The sequence below is a fragment of the Pseudomonas jinjuensis genome (genome assembly GCF_900103845.1).
Classification (GTDB): Bacteria; Pseudomonadota; Gammaproteobacteria; order Pseudomonadales; family Pseudomonadaceae; genus Pseudomonas; species Pseudomonas jinjuensis.
In genome coordinates this window covers 46,354-63,166 of sequence record NZ_FNIJ01000012.1, presented here as the reverse complement: position 1 = coordinate 63,166, position 16,813 = coordinate 46,354, and the positions used below count along the sequence as shown (strand labels likewise).

At 66.3% G+C, this 16,813-nt stretch carries 12 protein-coding genes and 1 tRNA gene; all 13 read right to left on the bottom strand.

Annotation, left to right across the window (positions count from 1 at the left end; translation table 11 throughout):
* Positions 1-8: 8 nt before the first annotated feature.
* On the bottom strand, positions 9-1,445 hold the full coding sequence (locus BLR75_RS17450) for a mannose-1-phosphate guanylyltransferase/mannose-6-phosphate isomerase (RefSeq protein ID WP_084311714.1): 1,437 nt from the start codon (positions 1,443-1,445) through the stop codon (positions 9-11).
* Positions 1,446-1,817: 372 nt separating this feature from the next.
* Positions 1,818-1,893: transfer RNA gene (locus BLR75_RS17445), tRNA-Thr, on the bottom strand.
* Positions 1,894-1,969: 76 nt separating this feature from the next.
* Positions 1,970-3,505, bottom strand: coding sequence for a DHA2 family efflux MFS transporter permease subunit (locus BLR75_RS17440; RefSeq protein WP_084311715.1), 1,536 nt, complete (start codon positions 3,503-3,505; stop codon positions 1,970-1,972).
* Positions 3,506-3,517: 12 nt separating this feature from the next.
* The gene (locus BLR75_RS17435) at positions 3,518-4,702 is read right to left on the bottom strand and encodes an HlyD/EmrA/EmrK family protein (RefSeq protein ID WP_084311716.1); all 1,185 of its coding nucleotides are present in this window, start codon (positions 4,700-4,702) and stop codon (positions 3,518-3,520) included.
* Between the two features lie 14 nt (positions 4,703-4,716).
* Positions 4,717-6,186 carry an efflux transporter outer membrane subunit gene (locus BLR75_RS17430; protein ID WP_084311717.1) on the bottom strand — a complete coding sequence of 490 codons (1,470 nt, stop codon included), beginning with the start codon at positions 6,184-6,186 and terminating at the stop codon, positions 4,717-4,719.
* A gap of 4 nt (positions 6,187-6,190) precedes the next feature.
* On the bottom strand, positions 6,191-6,661 hold the full coding sequence (locus BLR75_RS17425; RefSeq protein WP_084311718.1) for a MarR family winged helix-turn-helix transcriptional regulator: 471 nt from the start codon (positions 6,659-6,661) through the stop codon (positions 6,191-6,193).
* A 387-nt stretch (positions 6,662-7,048) separates the two neighbouring features.
* Positions 7,049-8,272: a methyltransferase gene (locus BLR75_RS17420; RefSeq protein ID WP_084311719.1), complete on the bottom strand. Its 1,224-nt coding sequence runs from the start codon at positions 8,270-8,272 to the stop codon at positions 7,049-7,051.
* Between the two features lie 323 nt (positions 8,273-8,595).
* On the bottom strand, positions 8,596-9,288 hold the full coding sequence (locus BLR75_RS17415; protein WP_084311720.1) for an ABC transporter permease: 693 nt from the start codon (positions 9,286-9,288) through the stop codon (positions 8,596-8,598).
* A complete protein-coding gene (locus BLR75_RS17410) occupies positions 9,285-9,980 on the bottom strand; it encodes an ABC transporter permease (protein WP_084311721.1) in 696 nt (231 codons plus the stop codon). The genes BLR75_RS17415 and BLR75_RS17410 overlap by 4 nt, the downstream gene beginning before the upstream one ends.
* A 59-nt stretch (positions 9,981-10,039) precedes the next feature.
* A complete protein-coding gene (locus tag BLR75_RS17405) occupies positions 10,040-10,792 on the bottom strand; it encodes an ABC transporter substrate-binding protein (RefSeq protein WP_084311722.1) in 753 nt (250 codons plus the stop codon).
* A gap of 14 nt (positions 10,793-10,806) precedes the next feature.
* Complete coding sequence (locus BLR75_RS17400) at positions 10,807-11,580, bottom strand: ABC transporter ATP-binding protein (protein ID WP_084311723.1); 774 nt, start codon at positions 11,578-11,580, stop codon at positions 10,807-10,809.
* 321 nt (positions 11,581-11,901) lie between these two features.
* Positions 11,902-14,232 (bottom strand): LTA synthase family protein, encoded by a 2,331-nt coding sequence (locus BLR75_RS17395; RefSeq protein WP_084311724.1) that lies wholly within the window; start codon positions 14,230-14,232, stop codon positions 11,902-11,904.
* A gap of 211 nt (positions 14,233-14,443) precedes the next feature.
* Positions 14,444-16,798 (bottom strand): TonB-dependent receptor, encoded by a 2,355-nt coding sequence (locus BLR75_RS17390; RefSeq protein WP_084311725.1) that lies wholly within the window; start codon positions 16,796-16,798, stop codon positions 14,444-14,446.
* Positions 16,799-16,813: the final 15 nt, after the last annotated feature.

Genomic DNA, 16,813 nt, shown 5'->3' with positions numbered 1-16,813 from the left:
CACGGACCTCAACACGGCGCGCGGCCGTAGTTGTCTTCCAGGCGCACGATATCGTCTTCCCCGAGGTAGTCGCCGCTCTGCACTTCGATGAGTACGAGATTGATGACTCCGGGATTCTCCAGCCTGTGCTGGTGCCCCGCCGGAATGAAGGTCGATTCATTGGTGTTCAGCAGGAACGAACTGTCGCCATTGGTGACCTTCGCCATCCCGCTCACCACGGTCCAATGCTCGCTGCGATGGTGGTGCATCTGCAGCGACAGCGAAGCGCCCGGCTTGACGACAATGCGCTTGATCTTGAAGCGCTCGCCTTCTTCCAGTGTGGTGTAGGTACCCCACGGGCGGTGAACGGTACGGTGAAGCAGATGCGCATTGTGGCCCTTCTTCTTCAACTGGGCGACGATCTGCTTGACCTCCTGGCAATGCTCCTTGTGGGAAATGAGCAGTGCGTCAGGCGTATCGACGACGATCAGGTTCTGCACCCCGATCAGCGCGGCGAGGCGATCCGGGCTGTGCACGTAGTTGTTGTTTGCGCTGTGCGTCAGGACTTCGCCTTCGCAGCGGTTGCCATTGGAGTCCGCGCCGGTCAGTTCAGCCATCGCCGTCCATGAACCGATATCGCTCCAGCCCAGATCACAGGGCACGGTGGCAACCTTGTTCGAGCGCTCCATCAGGGCGTAGTCGATGGAAATGTCCGGGACTTTTTCGAAGTGCTCGGCGTCCAGCGGCAGGCAGCGATGCTGTTTGCCTTCGCTCAGCCGGGAATTGGCCACGGTGGATTCCACCGCGCTGGAAACCTCGGGGGCATAGGTTTCCATTTCCTCGAGCAGTGTGCTGACCTGGAAGCAGAACATGCCCGAGTTCCAGAAGTAGTTGCCTGCCTGCATGTATTCCTGGGCGGTCGCAAGGTCCGGCTTCTCGACGAAGCGCTTGACCTTCAGGCCGCCATCCAGCGATTCGGTGCTGCTTTCGATGTAGCCGAAGCCCGTTTCGGGGTACTGGGGTTGTACGCCGAAGGTGACCAGCCAGCCGTTCCTGGCCAGCTTGACTGCATTGCTGACTGCCGTCGCGAATGCATTGGTGTTCTGGATCAGATGGTCGGCTGGAAGGACCAGCATCACCGCTTCGGGGCCATGAACCTGCTTCAGATGGATGGCTGCCGAAGCGACGGCTGCAGCAGTGTTGCGTCCAAATGGTTCCAGGACATAGCTGAGGTAGCAGTGCTGGCCATTGATGGCCCGGTACTCGTCTTCCGTCTTGAAGAAGAGTTCCCGGTTGGTGACTGTCAGTACCTCCGACACGCCATCCAGATCGAGCGCACGCTGCAGCGTTTTCTGCAAAAGATTCTGCCCATCGGGCAGGGGCATGAAGGGTTTGGGGTGGGCTTCTCGGGAGACCGGCCAAAGGCGACTACCGGCTCCCCCACAAATGATCACAGGAAAGAGCATTGTTTTTGGTCCTTGTGTATTCGTCCTGAAATACCGAATGCCGGAGCATCCAGCGTTCGCTTGCTGACAGGGCCTCATCGAAGCCGCTACCCACGGAAAGTCCTTTCCCCCTCGGTCCCACCTACCGAGAGCGTTTCACGATAGGGCGAAGATTAGCTCATCGGATTATTCAGACAAAGCGCTCTGAATCGGTGGGCTAGCGGGGCGCACCAAGCATAGGCTTGAGGTTGATGGCCTTTCGATTGCAGAAGCGGCGATTTGTTCCGTTCCGGATACAAATCATGGTCTTGAGGGCTACGCGGGCCATCCGAGGCCAGGCGTGCAGACTGGAAAAACAAAAGGCCCCGCATCGCTGCGGGGCCTTTGTATTCGTGGTGCCGGCACCAGGAGTCGAACCCGGGACCTACTGATTACAAGTCAGTTGCTCTACCAGCTGAGCTATACCGGCAAGGAGGGCCGCCATTATAGCCAGCGGGAGGGCGGTGTAAACCTCTTGTTTTTCAGTGTGATGGCGCGCTGTCCGGCTAGTGGCCGCCGGCTGCTTCGGCGGCTCCGGGGCGGGTGCCGAAGGGGGGCTTGGCGAGCCAGATGATGACCAGCATGGCGACGAATACCCAGCCGAGCATGGTGAAGTATTCGACCGTCGAGATCATGTAGGCCTGGCCTTCCACCATGTGGTCGAGGAGGGCGGCGCTGTGCTGGTTGACGCCGCCGAGCTGCTCGAGGGCGTCGGCCGTCGACGGGTCGTAGAGGCTGATGTGCTCCGTGAGGTGCGCGTGGTGCTGGCTGGCGCGGTGGGTCCAGAGCCAGGTGGTCAGCGAGGCGGAGAAGCTGCCCGCCACGGTGCGCAGGAAGGTGGCCAGGCCGGAGCCGTCGGCGATCTGCTCCGGCGTCAGGTCGGAGAGCAGGATGCTGAGGATCGGCATGAAGAACAGCGCCACGCCCAGGCCCATGACCAGTTGCGCCATGGCGACGTGGTAGTAGTCGACTTCGGTGTTGAAGCTGGCGCGCATGAAACAGGTGGTGGCCATGGCCAGGAAGGCGAAGCCGGCGAGCAGGCGCAGGTCGAAATTCTGCGCGTAGCGACCGACCAGCGGCGAGAGGAACATCGGCAGGATGCCGATCGGCGCCGCGGCGAGGCCGGCCCAGATCGCCGTATAGCCCATCTGCGTCTGTAGCCACTGCGGGATCAGCAGGCTGATGCCGAAGAAGCCGGCGTAGCCGCACACCAGGGCGATGGTGCCGACGGTGAAGTTGCGGTTGGTGAACAGGCGCAGGTTGACGATCGGGTGGCGGTCGGTCAGTTCCCAGATGACGAAGGCCGCCAGGGCGATCGCCGCGACGATGCTGCCGCCGATGATGAAGTTGGATTCGAACCAGTCGAGGTCGTTGCCCTTGTCCAGCACCACCTGCAGGGTGCCGACGCCGAGCACCAGCAGCGCCAGGCCCATGTAGTCCATCGGCTCGCGCTTGAGCGTCACCGGGCGTTCGCGCAGTTGGTTGTAGACCACCACGATGGCGAACAGGCCGATCGGCAGGTTGATGAAGAAGATCCATGGCCAGCTGTAGTTGTCGGTCAGCCAGCCGCCGAGCAGCGGTCCGGCGATGGGTGCGACGACCGTCACCATCGCCAGCAACGACAGCGCCATGCCGCGCTTGGCTGGCGGATAGATGGAGATCAGCAGGGCCTGGGTGATCGGGTAGATCGGCCCGGCGACGAACCCCTGCAGCGCGCGGAAGCCCACCAGCGTGCCCATCGACTGGGCGATGCCGCAGAGGAACGAGGCGATCAGAAACAGGATGGTGGCGGCGAGGAACAGCTTCACTTCGCCGAAGCGGCGGCTGAGCCAGCCGGTCAGCGGCAGCGCGATGGCGTTGCTGACGGCGAACGAGGTGATCACCCAGGTGCCCTGCTCGGCGCTGGCGCCGAGGTTGCCGGAGATGGTCGACAGCGACACGTTGGCGATGGTCGTGTCGAGCACCTGCATGAAGCACGCCAGCGACAGGCCGATGGTGGCGAGGGCGAGATTGGGCGGGGTGAAGCTGGCGGGCTGGCTCATCGTCGGGCTCTGTCAGCGCTGCGCGGTGCGGTGGGCGCTGTCGGCCAGGTTGGCGTGGATCAGCTGTTCGATCAGGCGGTCGGCCGAAGCCAGCTGCTGCTGGTAGACATCGGTGGACAGCGGCGCCTCGCGCGGCGGCTGCTGGGCCAGCACCGGGCCGTCCTGGTCGTGCAGGTCGACCTGCGCGGTCATCGACAGGCCGATGCGCAGCGGATTCTTCGCCAGCTCCTGCTGGTCGAGGCGGATGCGCACCGGGATACGCTGGATGATCTTGATCCAGTTGCCCGAGGCGTTCTGCGCCGGCAGCAGGGAGAAGGCGCTGCCGGTGCCGACGCCGAGGCTTTCGATGGTGCCGCTGAACTTCACGTCGCTGCCGTAGAGATCGGAATGCAGCTCCACCGGCTGGCCGATGCGCATGTACTTGAGCTGGGTTTCCTTGAAGTTGGCGTCGACCCACACCTGGTCCAGCGGGATCACCGCCATCAGCGCCGCGCCCGGCTGCACGCGCTGGCCGACCTGCACGGTGCGCTTGGCGACGTAGCCGGTCACCGGCGCGACCAGCACCGCGCGGGCGTCGTCCAGGTAGGCCTGGCGCAGCTTGGCCGCGGCCGCCTTCACATCGGGGTGGGACATGATGTCGGTGTCGTCGACCAGGGCGCGGGTGGTGTCGAGCCGCTGCTCGGAGGTGGTCAGGGCGTTGCGTGCGGTGTCCAGGGCGTCGCGGGCGTGGGCCAGTTCCTCCTGGGAGATGGCGCCATCGTCGGCGAGGTTCTTGCGGCGCTTGTAGTCGGCTTCGGCCTTGGTCAGGGCGACCTTCTTCGCCGCCACGTCCGCCTTGTTGCCTTTGACGTTGCTGAACAGCCCGCGCACCTGGCGCACGCTGCGCGCCAGGTTGGCCTCGGCCTGCTGCAGGGCGATGTCGGCGTCGCTCGGATCGAAGCGCACCAGCACCTGGCCCTTGTGCACCAGGTCGCCGTCGTCGGCGCCGATGCTCACCACGGTGCCGGTGATCTGCGGAGTGATCTGCACCACGTTGCCGTTCACGTAGGCGTCCTCGGTGTGCTCGTGCCAGCGGCCGACGAGGTATTCCCAGCTCGCGCTCGCGGCGCCGGCGATCAGCACGACGGCGAGCAGGATCAGCAGCCAGCGCTTGCGCTGCGACATGCTGTTGGCGATTTCTTGCTTGTCGGTGGTCATGTCGATTGCCTCGTTCAATGCGCGCCAGTCGCGCTGGCCTGGGCGACGGCTGCGGCGTCGGGCTCGAAACCGCCCCCCAGGGCTCGTATCAGTTGCACGGAAAGGTCGATCCGCCGCGCTTCCAGTTCGGCCAGCTGGCGTTCGGCGAGCAGCAGCTGCTGCTGCACGCTGAGGGCGTCGAGGTAGTTGCCGACGCCTTCGCCGTAGCGGCGCATGGCCAGTTCGAAGTTGGAGCGGGCGATGTCGCGGGCCTCGTGCTGGTCCTCCAGTTGCTGCTCCAGCGAGCGCAGCCGGCCGAGGTCGTCGCTGACTTCACCGAGGGCGCCGACCAGCGTCTTGTTGTACTGCGCCACCGCCAGGTCGTAGTCGGCGTCGCTGCCGGCGAGGTCGGCGCGCAGGCGGCCGCCGTCGAAGATCGGCAGGGAAATCGCCGGCGCCACCTGGTAGAAGCGGCTCGGCGCCGAGAGCAGGTCGCTGCCGTGGATCGCCGCCAGGCCGAGCATCGCGTTCAGGTTGAGGTTCGGATAGAAGCGCGTCCGGGTCGCCTCGATGTCCTTGCTCGCCGCCTCGATGCGCCAGCGTGCGGCGACGATGTCCGGGCGGCGGCCGAGCAGTTCCGCGGGCAGGCTGGAGGGCAGGGCGAGGACGCCTGGCTGCAGTTCGCGCGGGCGCTGGATGTCCTGGCCGCGGTCCGGACCCTGGCCGAGCAGGATGGCGAGGGCGATGCGGTCGCTGTCGATGCGTTCCTGCGCGGCGGTCAGCTGCTGCCGGGCGAGAGAAACCTGGGCCTGGGTCTGCTGCAGCTGCACCTTGCTGTCGAGGCCGGCGTCCATGCGCTTGCGGCTGAGGTTGTAGAGGCGCTCGGAGCGCTCCAGTTCGTCGCTGGCCAGGTCGTGGGCGACGTAGGCGTGGGCGAGTTCGCTGTAGGCGCGGGCGACGTTGGCCGATAGGTCGATGGCGGCGGCCTGACGATCCACCTCGGCGGCATTCGCCCGGCCGAGCGCGGCTTCCCAGGCGGCGCGCTGTCCGCCCCAGAGGTCGAAGTCGTAGGCGAAGCCCAGCGACAGGTACTTGATCGCCGAATAGCGGCCACCCAGCGGTGCGGGGGCGACGCTTTCCGGAGCGCGGAGGCCGGAATAGCCGGCCGATGCGTTGACGCTGGGCATGCGCGCGGCGTCCTGCACCTGGGCCGCGGCGGCGGCCTGGCGGGCGCGGGCCTCGGCGATCTGCAGGTCCGGGCTGCCTTTCAGCGCCTCGCCGATCAGCGCGTCCAGTTGCGGGTCGCCGAAGACGTTCCACCAGTTCTGCCGCGGCCAGGCGGCATCGGACAGCGGCGTCCCGTCGAGGGTACGGCCGGCCTGCAAGGAGGCAGGGTCGAGCTGCCTGCCGCTGGGCTCCAGCCCGGCCGGACTGACGCAGCCGCCGAGGGCGATGCCCGCGGCCAGCAGCAGCGTCGCGGTGCGTGTCCCTGCGAATGGGGGCATGGGATCAGTTCTCCTCGGCCGGCTGGACGCTGGCGCCATGGGCGCTGAGGACCTTGTCGAGCAGGCCGACGAGAGTCTGCAATTCCTCGGCGGAAAGGCATTCGACCAGGTCGTTCATCGCCGAGGTGGCGATTTCCGGAGCCTGGGCGTTGATCGCCTCGCCCGCGGGGCTGAGCTTCAGGCGGATGCTGCGACGGTCGTTGGGGCACGGATGGCGCAGCAGCAGTTCCTTCTTCTCCAGGCGATCGAGCATGCGGGTCATCGAGCCGCTGTCGAGGGAGAGCTCGCGGCACAGCTCGGCCGGAGTGTTGGCGCGGTTATGACCGATGAAGAACAGCACCTTGAATTGGGCGGCGGTGATGTCGAGGTGCCCGAGGTACTTGTCCAGCATGCGGTCCTTCAACTGGTTGGCCGCTGCCAGGTGATGGGCGATGGATTTCCTGAAGGGGAAATCGGCGGTGGTGTAATGTTTCATGACAGGTCAGTAACTGCCTAGGCAGGAAATGTCGCTCAATAATACTGCCCAGGCAGTGATTGACAAGAGTCAATTGTTTTTCTCATGGAACAATAAGTTCTCGGTTCCGTCATTAAACCGTCATGTGGGACAGAGATGCCCGTTTGCCCATGATCGGTCGATTGTCTTATTCACAAGTGGGGATCGGGTTAGAAGCAAATCGTCCAAGGGCGTTTCGATGACTGGGGTTAATTTATAACTATATGTTTTTATTGATATTTATTTCCGTTGATCGAAGATTGACCAGTCTGCCATGCGGCACTGTAGATAGCCCTTTCCGACTGTTTTTCAGCCGTTTCGCACAGAGTTATCCACAGCTTCTGTGGGCGGATGGCGGAGGTGCCCGAGTTAGGCGCGTTCGGCCAGGAGCAGCAGATTGCGAGGGGTCAGATGCATGGGGCAGAAGCGGCCGAGGCGGACCTGGTACGACTGTTCCTGAAGGAATAAGGCGCGGTCGAGCAGCAGCCAGAGCTCCAGCGGCCGGCGGAACAATCCGCGCAACAGTTCCAGGTTGCGCACCGTGGCCAGGCGCCGGTAGCCGCTGGCTTCCAGCTGCTGCCAGGCGCGTTCGACGGGAGCCGGCAGGTCCTTGAGCGCGGCCAGGTCGCGGCAGTAGTCGGCGAAGGGCTTGTCCAGCCAGGCGGGCGGCACGGGTGGTACCGGCAGGTAGCTGTCCTCGCCGCGCAGTTCCCGCTGCAGCAGGTCGAAGGCCAGGCGCCGGGCCATGGAGGCGTCGCGCTGGCGGCGCACGCGCGCGCCGGCAGTGACGGTTTCGGTCAGCGGCAGGCGCAGGTCGTCGTGGCTCAGGCGCAGCGACGAGCGCTGTGCGGTGGCGGACAGCGGCGAGTATTCCGGCGTGTCGATGCGGTTGTAGCAGCAGGGCGCGACCGCCAGTTGCCGACAGCCGTGGGCGGCGCCGAGGCGCAGCAGGCGGACGTGCAGGTCGCCGCAGGCGTGCAGGGCGACGGCGGTCTGCGCGGCGCGCAGGTGTTCGCCTGCGGAATCCTCGAGGACATCCTGCTGGCGGTGGCGGGCGTTGAGGTGCAGGCGGTCGCTCAGGCGCTGGCCGTCCTCCACCAGCGCCGCCTGGTACTCCAGGCTCACCAGCGGCTCGCCGGCATGGGCCAGCAGGCGGCCGAGATGCCCTTTGCCGGCGCACCAGTCCAGCCAGCGCGCAGGTGCCTCGGTGAAATCCAGGCGGCTGGCGAAGGCTTCGATCTGCTGCCATTTGCGCCCGGGCACGTCGACGCTGAAGCTGGCCGGCAGCTGCGGCAGCTCCCGGGCCGGCAGGTCGCCGACGGCGCACAGCGCGGCGGATTGCGCGGCCAGGGCGGGAAAGGGCGCCGGTGCTGGCAGTTCATGCGGCTGGTTGTGCGCCGCGTCGGCCTGCTCCAGGGTGCGCTCGCGCAGCCAGCGGGCCAGCTCCGGGTACTCGGCTTCCCACGGCAGTTCGAGCAGGGTGAACGGCTTCGGCCGCCACAGTGCCTGATGGGCGAGCAGGAAGGCGTCCAGGGCCTGGAAGCGCTGGATCAGGGCATCGCCGGTCAGGATGGGGGCGGTCGGGTGGTTCACGGTGGGCAGCGGGGGAACGCGGAGGGGCGGGGATTATAGCGGCAGTGCGGGGGAATGGCGTGTCGTTTGGTCGAAGGGGCGCCATGTCGCCGGCACATGTTGCAATGGCGGATGAAGCGTTCCGCTTCATCCGCCCTACGCCCAGAGTTCGGCGCCAGTCGTAGGAGCGCGCCACGCGCGCGACCCGTTTCCATTCGGTCGCGGGCATGGCCCGTTCCTACAGGGCAGGCCCACTGGGCTCTTGTGTAGGAGCGAGCTTGCTCGCGAAATTCAGCCGCGCCGATCGCCAGCAAGCTGGCTCCTACAGGTCCGTGCGGCTCCCTTCAGCGCCCCTGCATCGCATCCACCCGCAGCCAGCGTTCCAGCAGACGGAACACGCGGGTCAGCACCAGGGTGATCAGCAGGTAGAAGAGTCCGGCCAGGGCGAAGAACAGCATCGACTCGTAGGTGCGGGCGATGATGGTGCGGGTCATGCCCATGATGTCGAACAGCGTCACGGTGTAGACCACGGCGCTGGCCTTGAGCATCAGGATCACCTCGTTGCTGTAGGCCGGCAGGGCGATGCGCGCGGCGCGCGGCAGGATGATGTGGAACAGCGCCTGCCGCCGCGACATGCCCAGCGCGCGGGCCGCTTCCACCTCGCCGACCGGGATGGCGCCGATGGCGCCGCGGAGGATCTCGGCGATGTAGGCGGCGGTGTGCATGGTCATGGTGACCAGCGCGCACCAGTACGGATCGCGCAGGTACGCCCAGAACATGCTCTTGCGCACCGCCTCGAACTGCGCCAGTCCGTAGTAGACGATGAACAGCTGCAGCAGCAGCGGGGTGCCGCGGAAGAAGAAGATGTAGGCATACGGCAGCGCGCGCACGTACCAGTGCCGCGAGGCGCGGGCGATGCCCAGCGGCAGCGCCAGGGCGAGGCCGGCGACCACGGCGATGGCCAGCAGCTCCAGGGTCAGGCCGACGCCCTGCAGCATGCGCGGCAGCCACTTGATGATCAGTTCCAGGTCGGTCATAGCTCGGTCCTCACGAAACCGCGGCCGGCGCGGCGTTCAAGGTAATGCAGGGCCGCCATGATGAAGACCGTCAGGCCCAGGTAGATCAGGGCTGCAGTCATGTAGAAGGTGAAGGGTTCCTTGGTCGCGTTGGAGGCCACCTGCGCCTTGCGCATGATTTCCTCGAGGGTGATCAGCGAGACCAGGGCGGTGTCCTTCAGCAGGATCAGGTACAGGTTGCCCAGGCCGGGCAGCGCCACGCGCCAGACCTGCGGCAGGATGATCCGCCAGAAGATCCGCGGGGCGGAAAGACCGAGTGCCTGGCCGGCTTCGCGGTGCCCCTTGGGGATCGCCAGCAGCGCGCCGCGGAACACCTCGGTGGCGTAGGCGCCGAAGCACAGGCCCAGCGCGCAGGTGCCGGCGGCGAAGGGCGTGAGGGCGAACTCCGGCTTGCCGAACAGGCTGCCGATGGCGTTCAGGCCGGTCACCGTGCCGAAGTAGATCATCAGCACCCAGAGGGTTTCCGGCACGCCGCGGACGATGGTGGTGTAGCTGCCGCCGAGGAATTGCAGGAAGCGGTTGTTCGAGGTCTTGGCGATGGCGCCGAGCAGGCCCAGCAGCAGTCCCACGCAGACCGCGGCGAGCGAGAGCTTCAGCGTCATCCAGGTGCCGGCGATCAGCTGATCGCCAAAGCCGTGCAGGTCGAAAATCATGGAGTGTCACGCCTGAAGGCACACGCCGGCCCCGCAGGGCCGGCGTTGCGGGGTCGGCATCAATAGATGCTGAAGGGGAAGTACTTGTCGTTGATCTTCTTGTAGGTGCCGTCTTCGACGATTTCCTGCAGCGCGGCGTTCAGCTTCTCGCGCAGCGGGTCGCCCTTGCGTACGGCGATACCGATCTTGTCGTTGTCGAACACGGGCTCGCCCTTGAACTCGAAGTCCTTGCCGGCGTTGCTCTTCAGCCAGTCGTACTGCACGAACTTGTCGGCCAGCACGCCGTCCAGGCGGCCCGAGGACAGGTCGAGGTAGGCGTTTTCCTGGGTGTCGTAGAGCTTGATGGTGACCACGTCGGCCAGGTTGTCTTCCAGCCAGGTGCCGGCGATGGTGGCGCGCTGCGCACCGATCACCTTGTCCTTCAGGTAGCCCTTGTCGGTCTTGAAGTCCACCGACTTGGGCGCCACGAACTGCAGCTTGTTGGTGTAGTAGGGGTTGGTGAAGTCGACGGCCTGCTTGCGCTCGTCGGTGATCGACATGGAGGCGACGATGAAGTCGAACTTCTTGGCGTTCAGCGCCGGAATGATGCCGTCCCAGTCGGAGGTGACGACTTCGCACTCGGTCTTCATCTTGGCGCACAGCGCCTTGGCGATGTCGAGGTCGAAGCCGACCACCTGGCCGCTGGCATCGATGCCGTTGAAGGGAGGGTATGCGCCTTCGGTGCCGATGCGCAGCTTGTCGGCGGCGACGGCGTGGACGCCGAAGGCCAGGGTGGCTGCTGCGGCCAGAAGAAGCTTCTTGTAGTTTTTCATGCGGTGTTGCTCCGTTAGCGGTGGCTAGACATGAACTGTTTACAGCGTGCCGACGTGGGGTTGTCAAATACCTGGTCCGGCGGGCCCTTCTCTTCCACCACGCCCTGGTGGAGGAACACCACCTCGCTGGAAACCTGGCGGGCGAAATTCATCTCGTGGGTGACCAGCAGCATGGTGCGGCCTTCCTCGGCCAGCGCGCGGATCACGTTGAGCACTTCCTGGACCATTTCCGGGTCGAGCGCCGAGGTGGGTTCGTCGAACAGGATCACCTTCGGCTGCATCGCCAGGGTGCGGGCGATGGCGGCGCGCTGCTGCTGGCCGCCGGAAAGCTGGGCGGGGAAGCTGTGGCGCTTGTCGGAGATGCCGACCTTGGCCAGCAGGGCCTCGGCGATCTCGATGGCCTCGGCCTTGCTCTTGCCCAGCACGCGGCGCGGCGCCTCGATGATGTTGTCGAGGATGGTCATGTGCGGCCACAGGTTGAAGTTCTGGAAGACGAAGCCGAGCTCGCTGCGCAGGCGGTTTATCTGCCTGCTGTCGGCAGCGATCAGGTCGCCGTTCTTGCTCTTCTTCAGCTTGAGTTCTTCGCCGGCGACGAGGATCTGGCCCTCGTGCGGGTTCTCCAGCAGGTTGATGCAGCGCAGGAACGTGGACTTGCCGGAACCGGAGGAGCCGAGAATGGAGATGACGTCGCCGTCACGGGCGGTGAGGGAAATGCCCTTGAGCACTTCCAGGTCGCCATAACGCTTGTGCAGATTGCGGATTTCCAGGGCGGGTACAGCCTCGGCCATGGGGGGCTCCTCTATTATTCTTCGAACGCTTTTGACGCTTGCCACTGCAAGTTTGGGGCCTTCCTGGCGATGCGAAGCTAACACGCGCTCCCGGGGGAGCCCAGCCGCAGGCCGGTGCGATGCTGGCAAGTTGTCGCATTGCCGCAGTGTCTTGTCGCCAGGGGTGAACAAGCGGCTGCTGGCATGGCGCTATCAGCGTCGCGGCTGCGTTCACAAAGAGTAGCGTGTGCGGGGGGCAATGCGAGGGGCGCGGATACTGCCAGCTTTCGCCGGACGGGAAAAGCCCGGCGGCAGGCACTGCCGCCGGGGCGTCCGGCCGGGTCACTGCATCAACTGGCGCAGTTCCGGATCGGGTGTGGCGGACAGCTTGGTGCCGTCCGCTTCCTTCTCCAGCTGGTCGAGCTGGCGGGCCATCAGGATCGGATGGCCGCCGATGCGCGGGCCGCTGGGGGACGTGCCGTCAGCCATGCGCCGGGAGTCCGGTTCGCGGGCGTCGATGCTGGATTTTCGCGGCTGGGTGCTGACGTGGAAGTCGGTGATCTCGATGACTCCGCGGCCTTCCACCAGCAGGTGGAAGGAGAACGCCTTGCGCGCCTTCTCGTTGTCGAAGCTGAAGCTGACGTCGAGCGGCTGGTTGCGGGTGATCAGCGGGAATTCCGGCATCGGCACATGCACGTTCTTCTCGAACTCCTTGGTCTTCAGCTGCACCCGCGCGCCTTCCTTGCCCATGCGGATCGCGCGGATCTTCAGCTGCACGGTGGTGAGGCTGTCCGGCGGGAATTCCAGGTACTGCGCGCCGATCAGGTTGTCCGTATAGTCGTTGGTGGCGTTCGGCTTCAGGCGAATCCGCTCGTGGGTGGCGAACTGGTATTCGCGGTCCATCGGATTGGCGATCACCGAATGGTCGAGGAAGGCGGCCTCGGCGGCGATCATCCGCGCCTTGCGCCCGCCGAAGCGGCCGGCGAAGTGCGCGCTGTCGGCGATGAAGCCTTCGCTGTCGTACGTGCGGCAGACCTGCTGGAAGTCGCACTCGGTGAAATGGCCCTTGCCGTCGTGGAAGCGCAGCAGGCCGTTGGTGAAGGAGATCATCTCGCGGCCGCTGTCGTACTCGCGGAACAGCGAGCGGCCGTAGATGCTCTGCGGCAGCGGCAGGCCGAAGTAATCGAGCACCGAGGCCTCCAGGTCGACGTGGCCGTAGACGCCGCTCTTCACCGGCGGCAGCGCGGCCTGTTCCGGGGCGAAGACCAGGTTCAGGCCCCAGGAGGAGGCGAGGCGGACGCCGTCGATGCCGTGGGATTCGTCGGAGGTGACGATCACCAGGGTGTCCTTCAGCACGCCCTGCTTCTCCAGGCCCTTGAGGAAGGCGTCCATGGCGTCGTCCAGGTAGGCGACGGCGGCCTGGCGCGCGGTGGGGTACTTCGCCAGGTACTCGGGCGTGGCGGAATAGGGCTGGTGGGTGCCGACGGTGAGCAGGGTGAGCATCCACGGCTTGTCCTTCCTGCGCAGCTGGCCGACGTAGTCCAGCGCGCCTTCGAAGAACGCCTTGTCGTCCATGCCCCAGGCGAATTCCAGGTACGGCTTGTTGCGGAACCAGTCGCGGCCGAGGGTCTTGTCGAAGCCCATGGCCGGCATGACCTTGTCCTTGGCCATGAAGCGCAGCCCGGCGCCCTGCAGGAAGTGGGTGCTGAAGCCGTGCCGGCGCAGTTGCCCCGGCAGGCAGTCGTTGCCGCGGGCGGGATTGCCGAGCAGTTCCACGCCCTTCGGCGTGCCGTTGTCCAGCTTGCTGTAGTCCCCGCAGAGCAGCGCGTACATGCCGCGGATGGTCTGGTGGCTGTGCACCGCGTAGTCCGGCGTGGTCATGGCGCGCGTGGCCCAGGCGCTGAGCCGGGGCATCATCGACTCGCCGTAGCTGCTGCTCAGCGCCGCGCGGTTGGTGGCGATGTAGCCGCCCGGGATGCCTTCCATCGCGATGATCAGCACGTTGCGCGCCTGGCCGTTGCCGGCCAGCAGCGGGGTGCCGTTCAGGTCCTGGCGGGTCAGGCCGCTGGCGTCGACGGGGATTTCCGGCTGGTTGCGGTCCTGCCAGTTCTCGATGGCCAGCTCGGCGCGGCTGATCTGCCCGGCGAGCAGCTTGTGCGGCAGGTTGAACTGCTTCCATTCCCAGGCGTCGCTGGGCACGTAGTACTGCATGCCGAAGTGCCCGGCCAGCAGGCCCAGCGGCACGGCATAGGCGTAGCGCGGCAGGGGCTTCTCCTCGCGCCGCCAGAGCAGCGCGCAGAGCGCCACGCCGGCGGCCAGCGCGGCCACCAGCCACGGCTGGGCGAGCCGGCCGCCTTCGGTGGAGTTGCCGACGAACTGCGGGTCGAGCGCGTACTTGATGTCGGCCAGGTCCGGCATGCGGCCGACGGCGCTGACCAGCTCGACGCTGCCGATGGTGATCAGGCTCCACAGCAGCATCACCGGCAGGGCGACGAACAGCCGGCGGTTGTGCAGCAGCACCACCAGCAGGCTGCCGGTGAACAGGTCGGACAGATAGCCGAGCGGCGTTCCCCAGCCCAGCCAGTAGCGGCTGGCGACGGGGATTGCAAGGAACAGGGCGGCGAGGGTGGCGAGGTTGCCGCGGGTATGCCACCAGCGAGTAAGAGGGCGCACAGATGCTCCGTCAGGACGAAACTGGGAAACCGGACGAAATTCGCCATTGGGCAGAAATCGTCCGGAATTTCACGATTCTGAAATATCGCCGTGATACATGCTAGTAGACAGTGCTGCCGCCGGATTATTCGATCTTTCTGCGGCGATTCGTTTGTATCCGCGCATTGCCGCGCCTCCGGGGCCTGCGGCCAGGCCCCGGAGGCGCTCGGCGTCACCAGTCCACGGAATAGCTCAGCGCCAGCCGGCGGCCCTCGGCATGGGGGAAGGGCGCGGCGGCGTTGGCCTGGACGAACAGGGTCTCGTAGGTGCGGTCGGTCAGGTTGTAGACACCCGCCTCCAGCTTGCCCACCGGCAGCGCCACGGCGCCGAGCAGGTCGAGGGTGGTGTAGCCCTCGATCTTGCGCCCGTTGCTGTCCTTGAACGCATCGTCGTAGCTCTCCAGGCGCATGGCCTGCAGGCGCAGGTTGTAGCCGTCCTCCTCGAAGCCGACGAACGCGGTGGTCTTCGCCGGCGACACGCGGGTGGCCGGCAGGTCGATCCACTTGCCGTTCTGGTGCGTCTCGCCCTTGGTCCAGGCGTAGCTGCCGCCCACCGACCAGTTGTCGTCGAGATGCCAGGTCAGGCTGCTTTCCACCCCGCGCACCCGCTCCTCCTGGTCGATCAGGCGCAACGCGCGGTTGATCGAATCGAAGAACTGGGTCACGTCCGAGCGGTTCTCGAACAGCGTCACGTTGGCCTGCACGCCCTGCCAGTCGCCGCGCCAACCCAGCTCGTAGCTGTCGACCTTGATCGCCTGGGCGTTCAGCTGCCGGATGTCGTAGCCGCCGCGCACGTCGCGCAGGAAGCGCTGCATGTCGGGCAGCGAGAAGCCCTGGCTGAAGTTGGCGAAGACGTCCTGGTAGTCGCTGATGTGGTAGACCACGCCGAGGTTGTAGAGGGTGTCCTCGTAGCGCAGGGTGCCGCCGTCCAGCTGCTCGACCACCCCGGCCTGCCAGATGCCGCCGAACGAGGTGCTGTCCGCCACGTCGCTGTGGATCCACTGGTGGCGCGCGCCGCCGCGCAGGGTCCAGTCGCCGATGTCCCAGCTGGTCTGGGCGAACAGCGCGCTGCTCAGGGTCTCGATGTCCGGGCCGAAGTCGTAGCGCTGGCCGGTCTTGCTGTAGCTCAGGCCGTCGACGCTGTAGCGGTCGCCGGACTGGCTGACCTTCTCGTTCTCGAAGTCCGCACCCCAGACCAGGTTGCCACGGGCCTCGCCGATATCCGGCAGGGCGCTGTCCACCGCGGCGCGCAGGCCGTAGACCTCGGCCTCGCTCTCCGAGGCGACCACTCCGGCGTTGGCGCCCCAGTTGAACGGGAAGAAGCGCGCCTCCTGCTTGCGCCAGTAGCTTTCCACCTGCAGGCGCTGGCCGAGCAGGTCGTGGTCGCTGTAGTTGAGGTTCACCGCCTGGTTGTGGGTGAACGGCTGGTCGCTCAGCTGCAGGCCCTGGATCGCCACGGCCTCGCCATCGCGCACGCCGGCGGCGTAGCCGGTGTCCTGCCTGTCGCGGTAGTCCTGCAGCGACAGGTCGAAGCGGCGCTCGGCGTCCAGCTCCAGGCCCAGCCTGGCGTGCAGGTCATGGCCTTCGGTATCCATCTCGCTGCCCTGCAGCGGTTCCGGCGGGATGCGCTCGTTGTCGCCGTCGAACTGGTCGTTGCGCTGCAGCCAGTCGGCGGAGAGGTACCAGTCCAGCGCGCCCTGGCGGCCGGTGGCGCTCTGGAACGCCTCGTAGGCGAAGCCCTTGGGATTGAAGTTGTCGTAGCTGCTGAGGCCGGCGCGGCTGCTGAAGGCCAGCTCCTCGCCCTGGTTGCGCTTGGTGATGATGTTGATGATCCCGCCGGACGCGCCGGCGCCGTAGAGACTGCTGGCGCCGGAAATCACCTCGACGCGCTCGATGCTCGACGGCGCGATGCTGTTCAGCTGGCGCGACACGTCGCGGCTGGCGTTCTGCGAGACGCCGTCGATCAGCACCTGCACGTTGCGCCCGCGGATGGTCTGGCCGAAGTTGCTCATGGTCCCGGAGGAGGGCGCCAGGCCCGGGACCAGGGTGCCGAGGATGTCGGCGATCTTGCGTCCCGCGGCGTTCTGCTCGGCGATCTGCTGCGCCTCGATCACCTGCACCGTGCCGGGGATCGAGGCGATGCTGGCGTCGCTGCGGCTGGCGGAGATCACCGTATCGCCCAGCGACAGCGGCTCGCCGGCAGTTGCGGGGGCCCGATACAGCGTCACGCTGCGTTCGCCGTCGAGGCGCCATTCCAGCCCGCTGCCCTGCAGCAGGCGGTCCAGCGCCTGCGCCGCGCTGTATTCGCCATGCAGCGCCGGGGCCTGCTTGCCGGAGAGCAGCGCGGCGTCGGCGCCGATGGACAGGCCGGTCTTCGCCGCCAGCTCGGTGAGGGCGCGATCCAGCGGCTGGTTGGCCTGCTCGAAGCGGTACGTCGGCTCCGCCGCGACGGCCAGCGCCGGCATGCTGCAGCCAAGGGCCAGCGCCAGGGCGCTGGCGCGGAACAGGGAAAGGTTCGGTGCGGTCATTGTTCCCCCCAAGGG

Coding starts and splice junctions, on each gene's coding strand:
- BLR75_RS17440 (WP_084311715.1), bottom strand. CDS start 3,505: ATGAGCCAGCCCGCCAGCTTCACCCCGCCCAATCTCGCCCTCGCCACC.
- BLR75_RS17430 (WP_084311717.1), bottom strand. CDS start 6,186: ATGCCCCCATTCGCAGGGACACGCACCGCGACGCTGCTGCTGGCCGCG.
- BLR75_RS17405 (WP_084311722.1), bottom strand. CDS start 10,792: ATGAAAAACTACAAGAAGCTTCTTCTGGCCGCAGCAGCCACCCTGGCC.
- BLR75_RS17435 (WP_084311716.1), bottom strand. CDS start 4,702: ATGACCACCGACAAGCAAGAAATCGCCAACAGCATGTCGCAGCGCAAG.
- BLR75_RS17410 (WP_084311721.1), bottom strand. CDS start 9,980: ATGATTTTCGACCTGCACGGCTTTGGCGATCAGCTGATCGCCGGCACC.
- BLR75_RS17390 (WP_084311725.1), bottom strand. CDS start 16,798: ATGACCGCACCGAACCTTTCCCTGTTCCGCGCCAGCGCCCTGGCGCTG.
- BLR75_RS17450 (WP_084311714.1), bottom strand. CDS start 1,445: ATGCTCTTTCCTGTGATCATTTGTGGGGGAGCCGGTAGTCGCCTTTGG.
- BLR75_RS17425 (WP_084311718.1), bottom strand. CDS start 6,661: ATGAAACATTACACCACCGCCGATTTCCCCTTCAGGAAATCCATCGCC.
- BLR75_RS17415 (WP_084311720.1), bottom strand. CDS start 9,288: ATGACCGACCTGGAACTGATCATCAAGTGGCTGCCGCGCATGCTGCAG.
- BLR75_RS17400 (WP_084311723.1), bottom strand. CDS start 11,580: ATGGCCGAGGCTGTACCCGCCCTGGAAATCCGCAATCTGCACAAGCGT.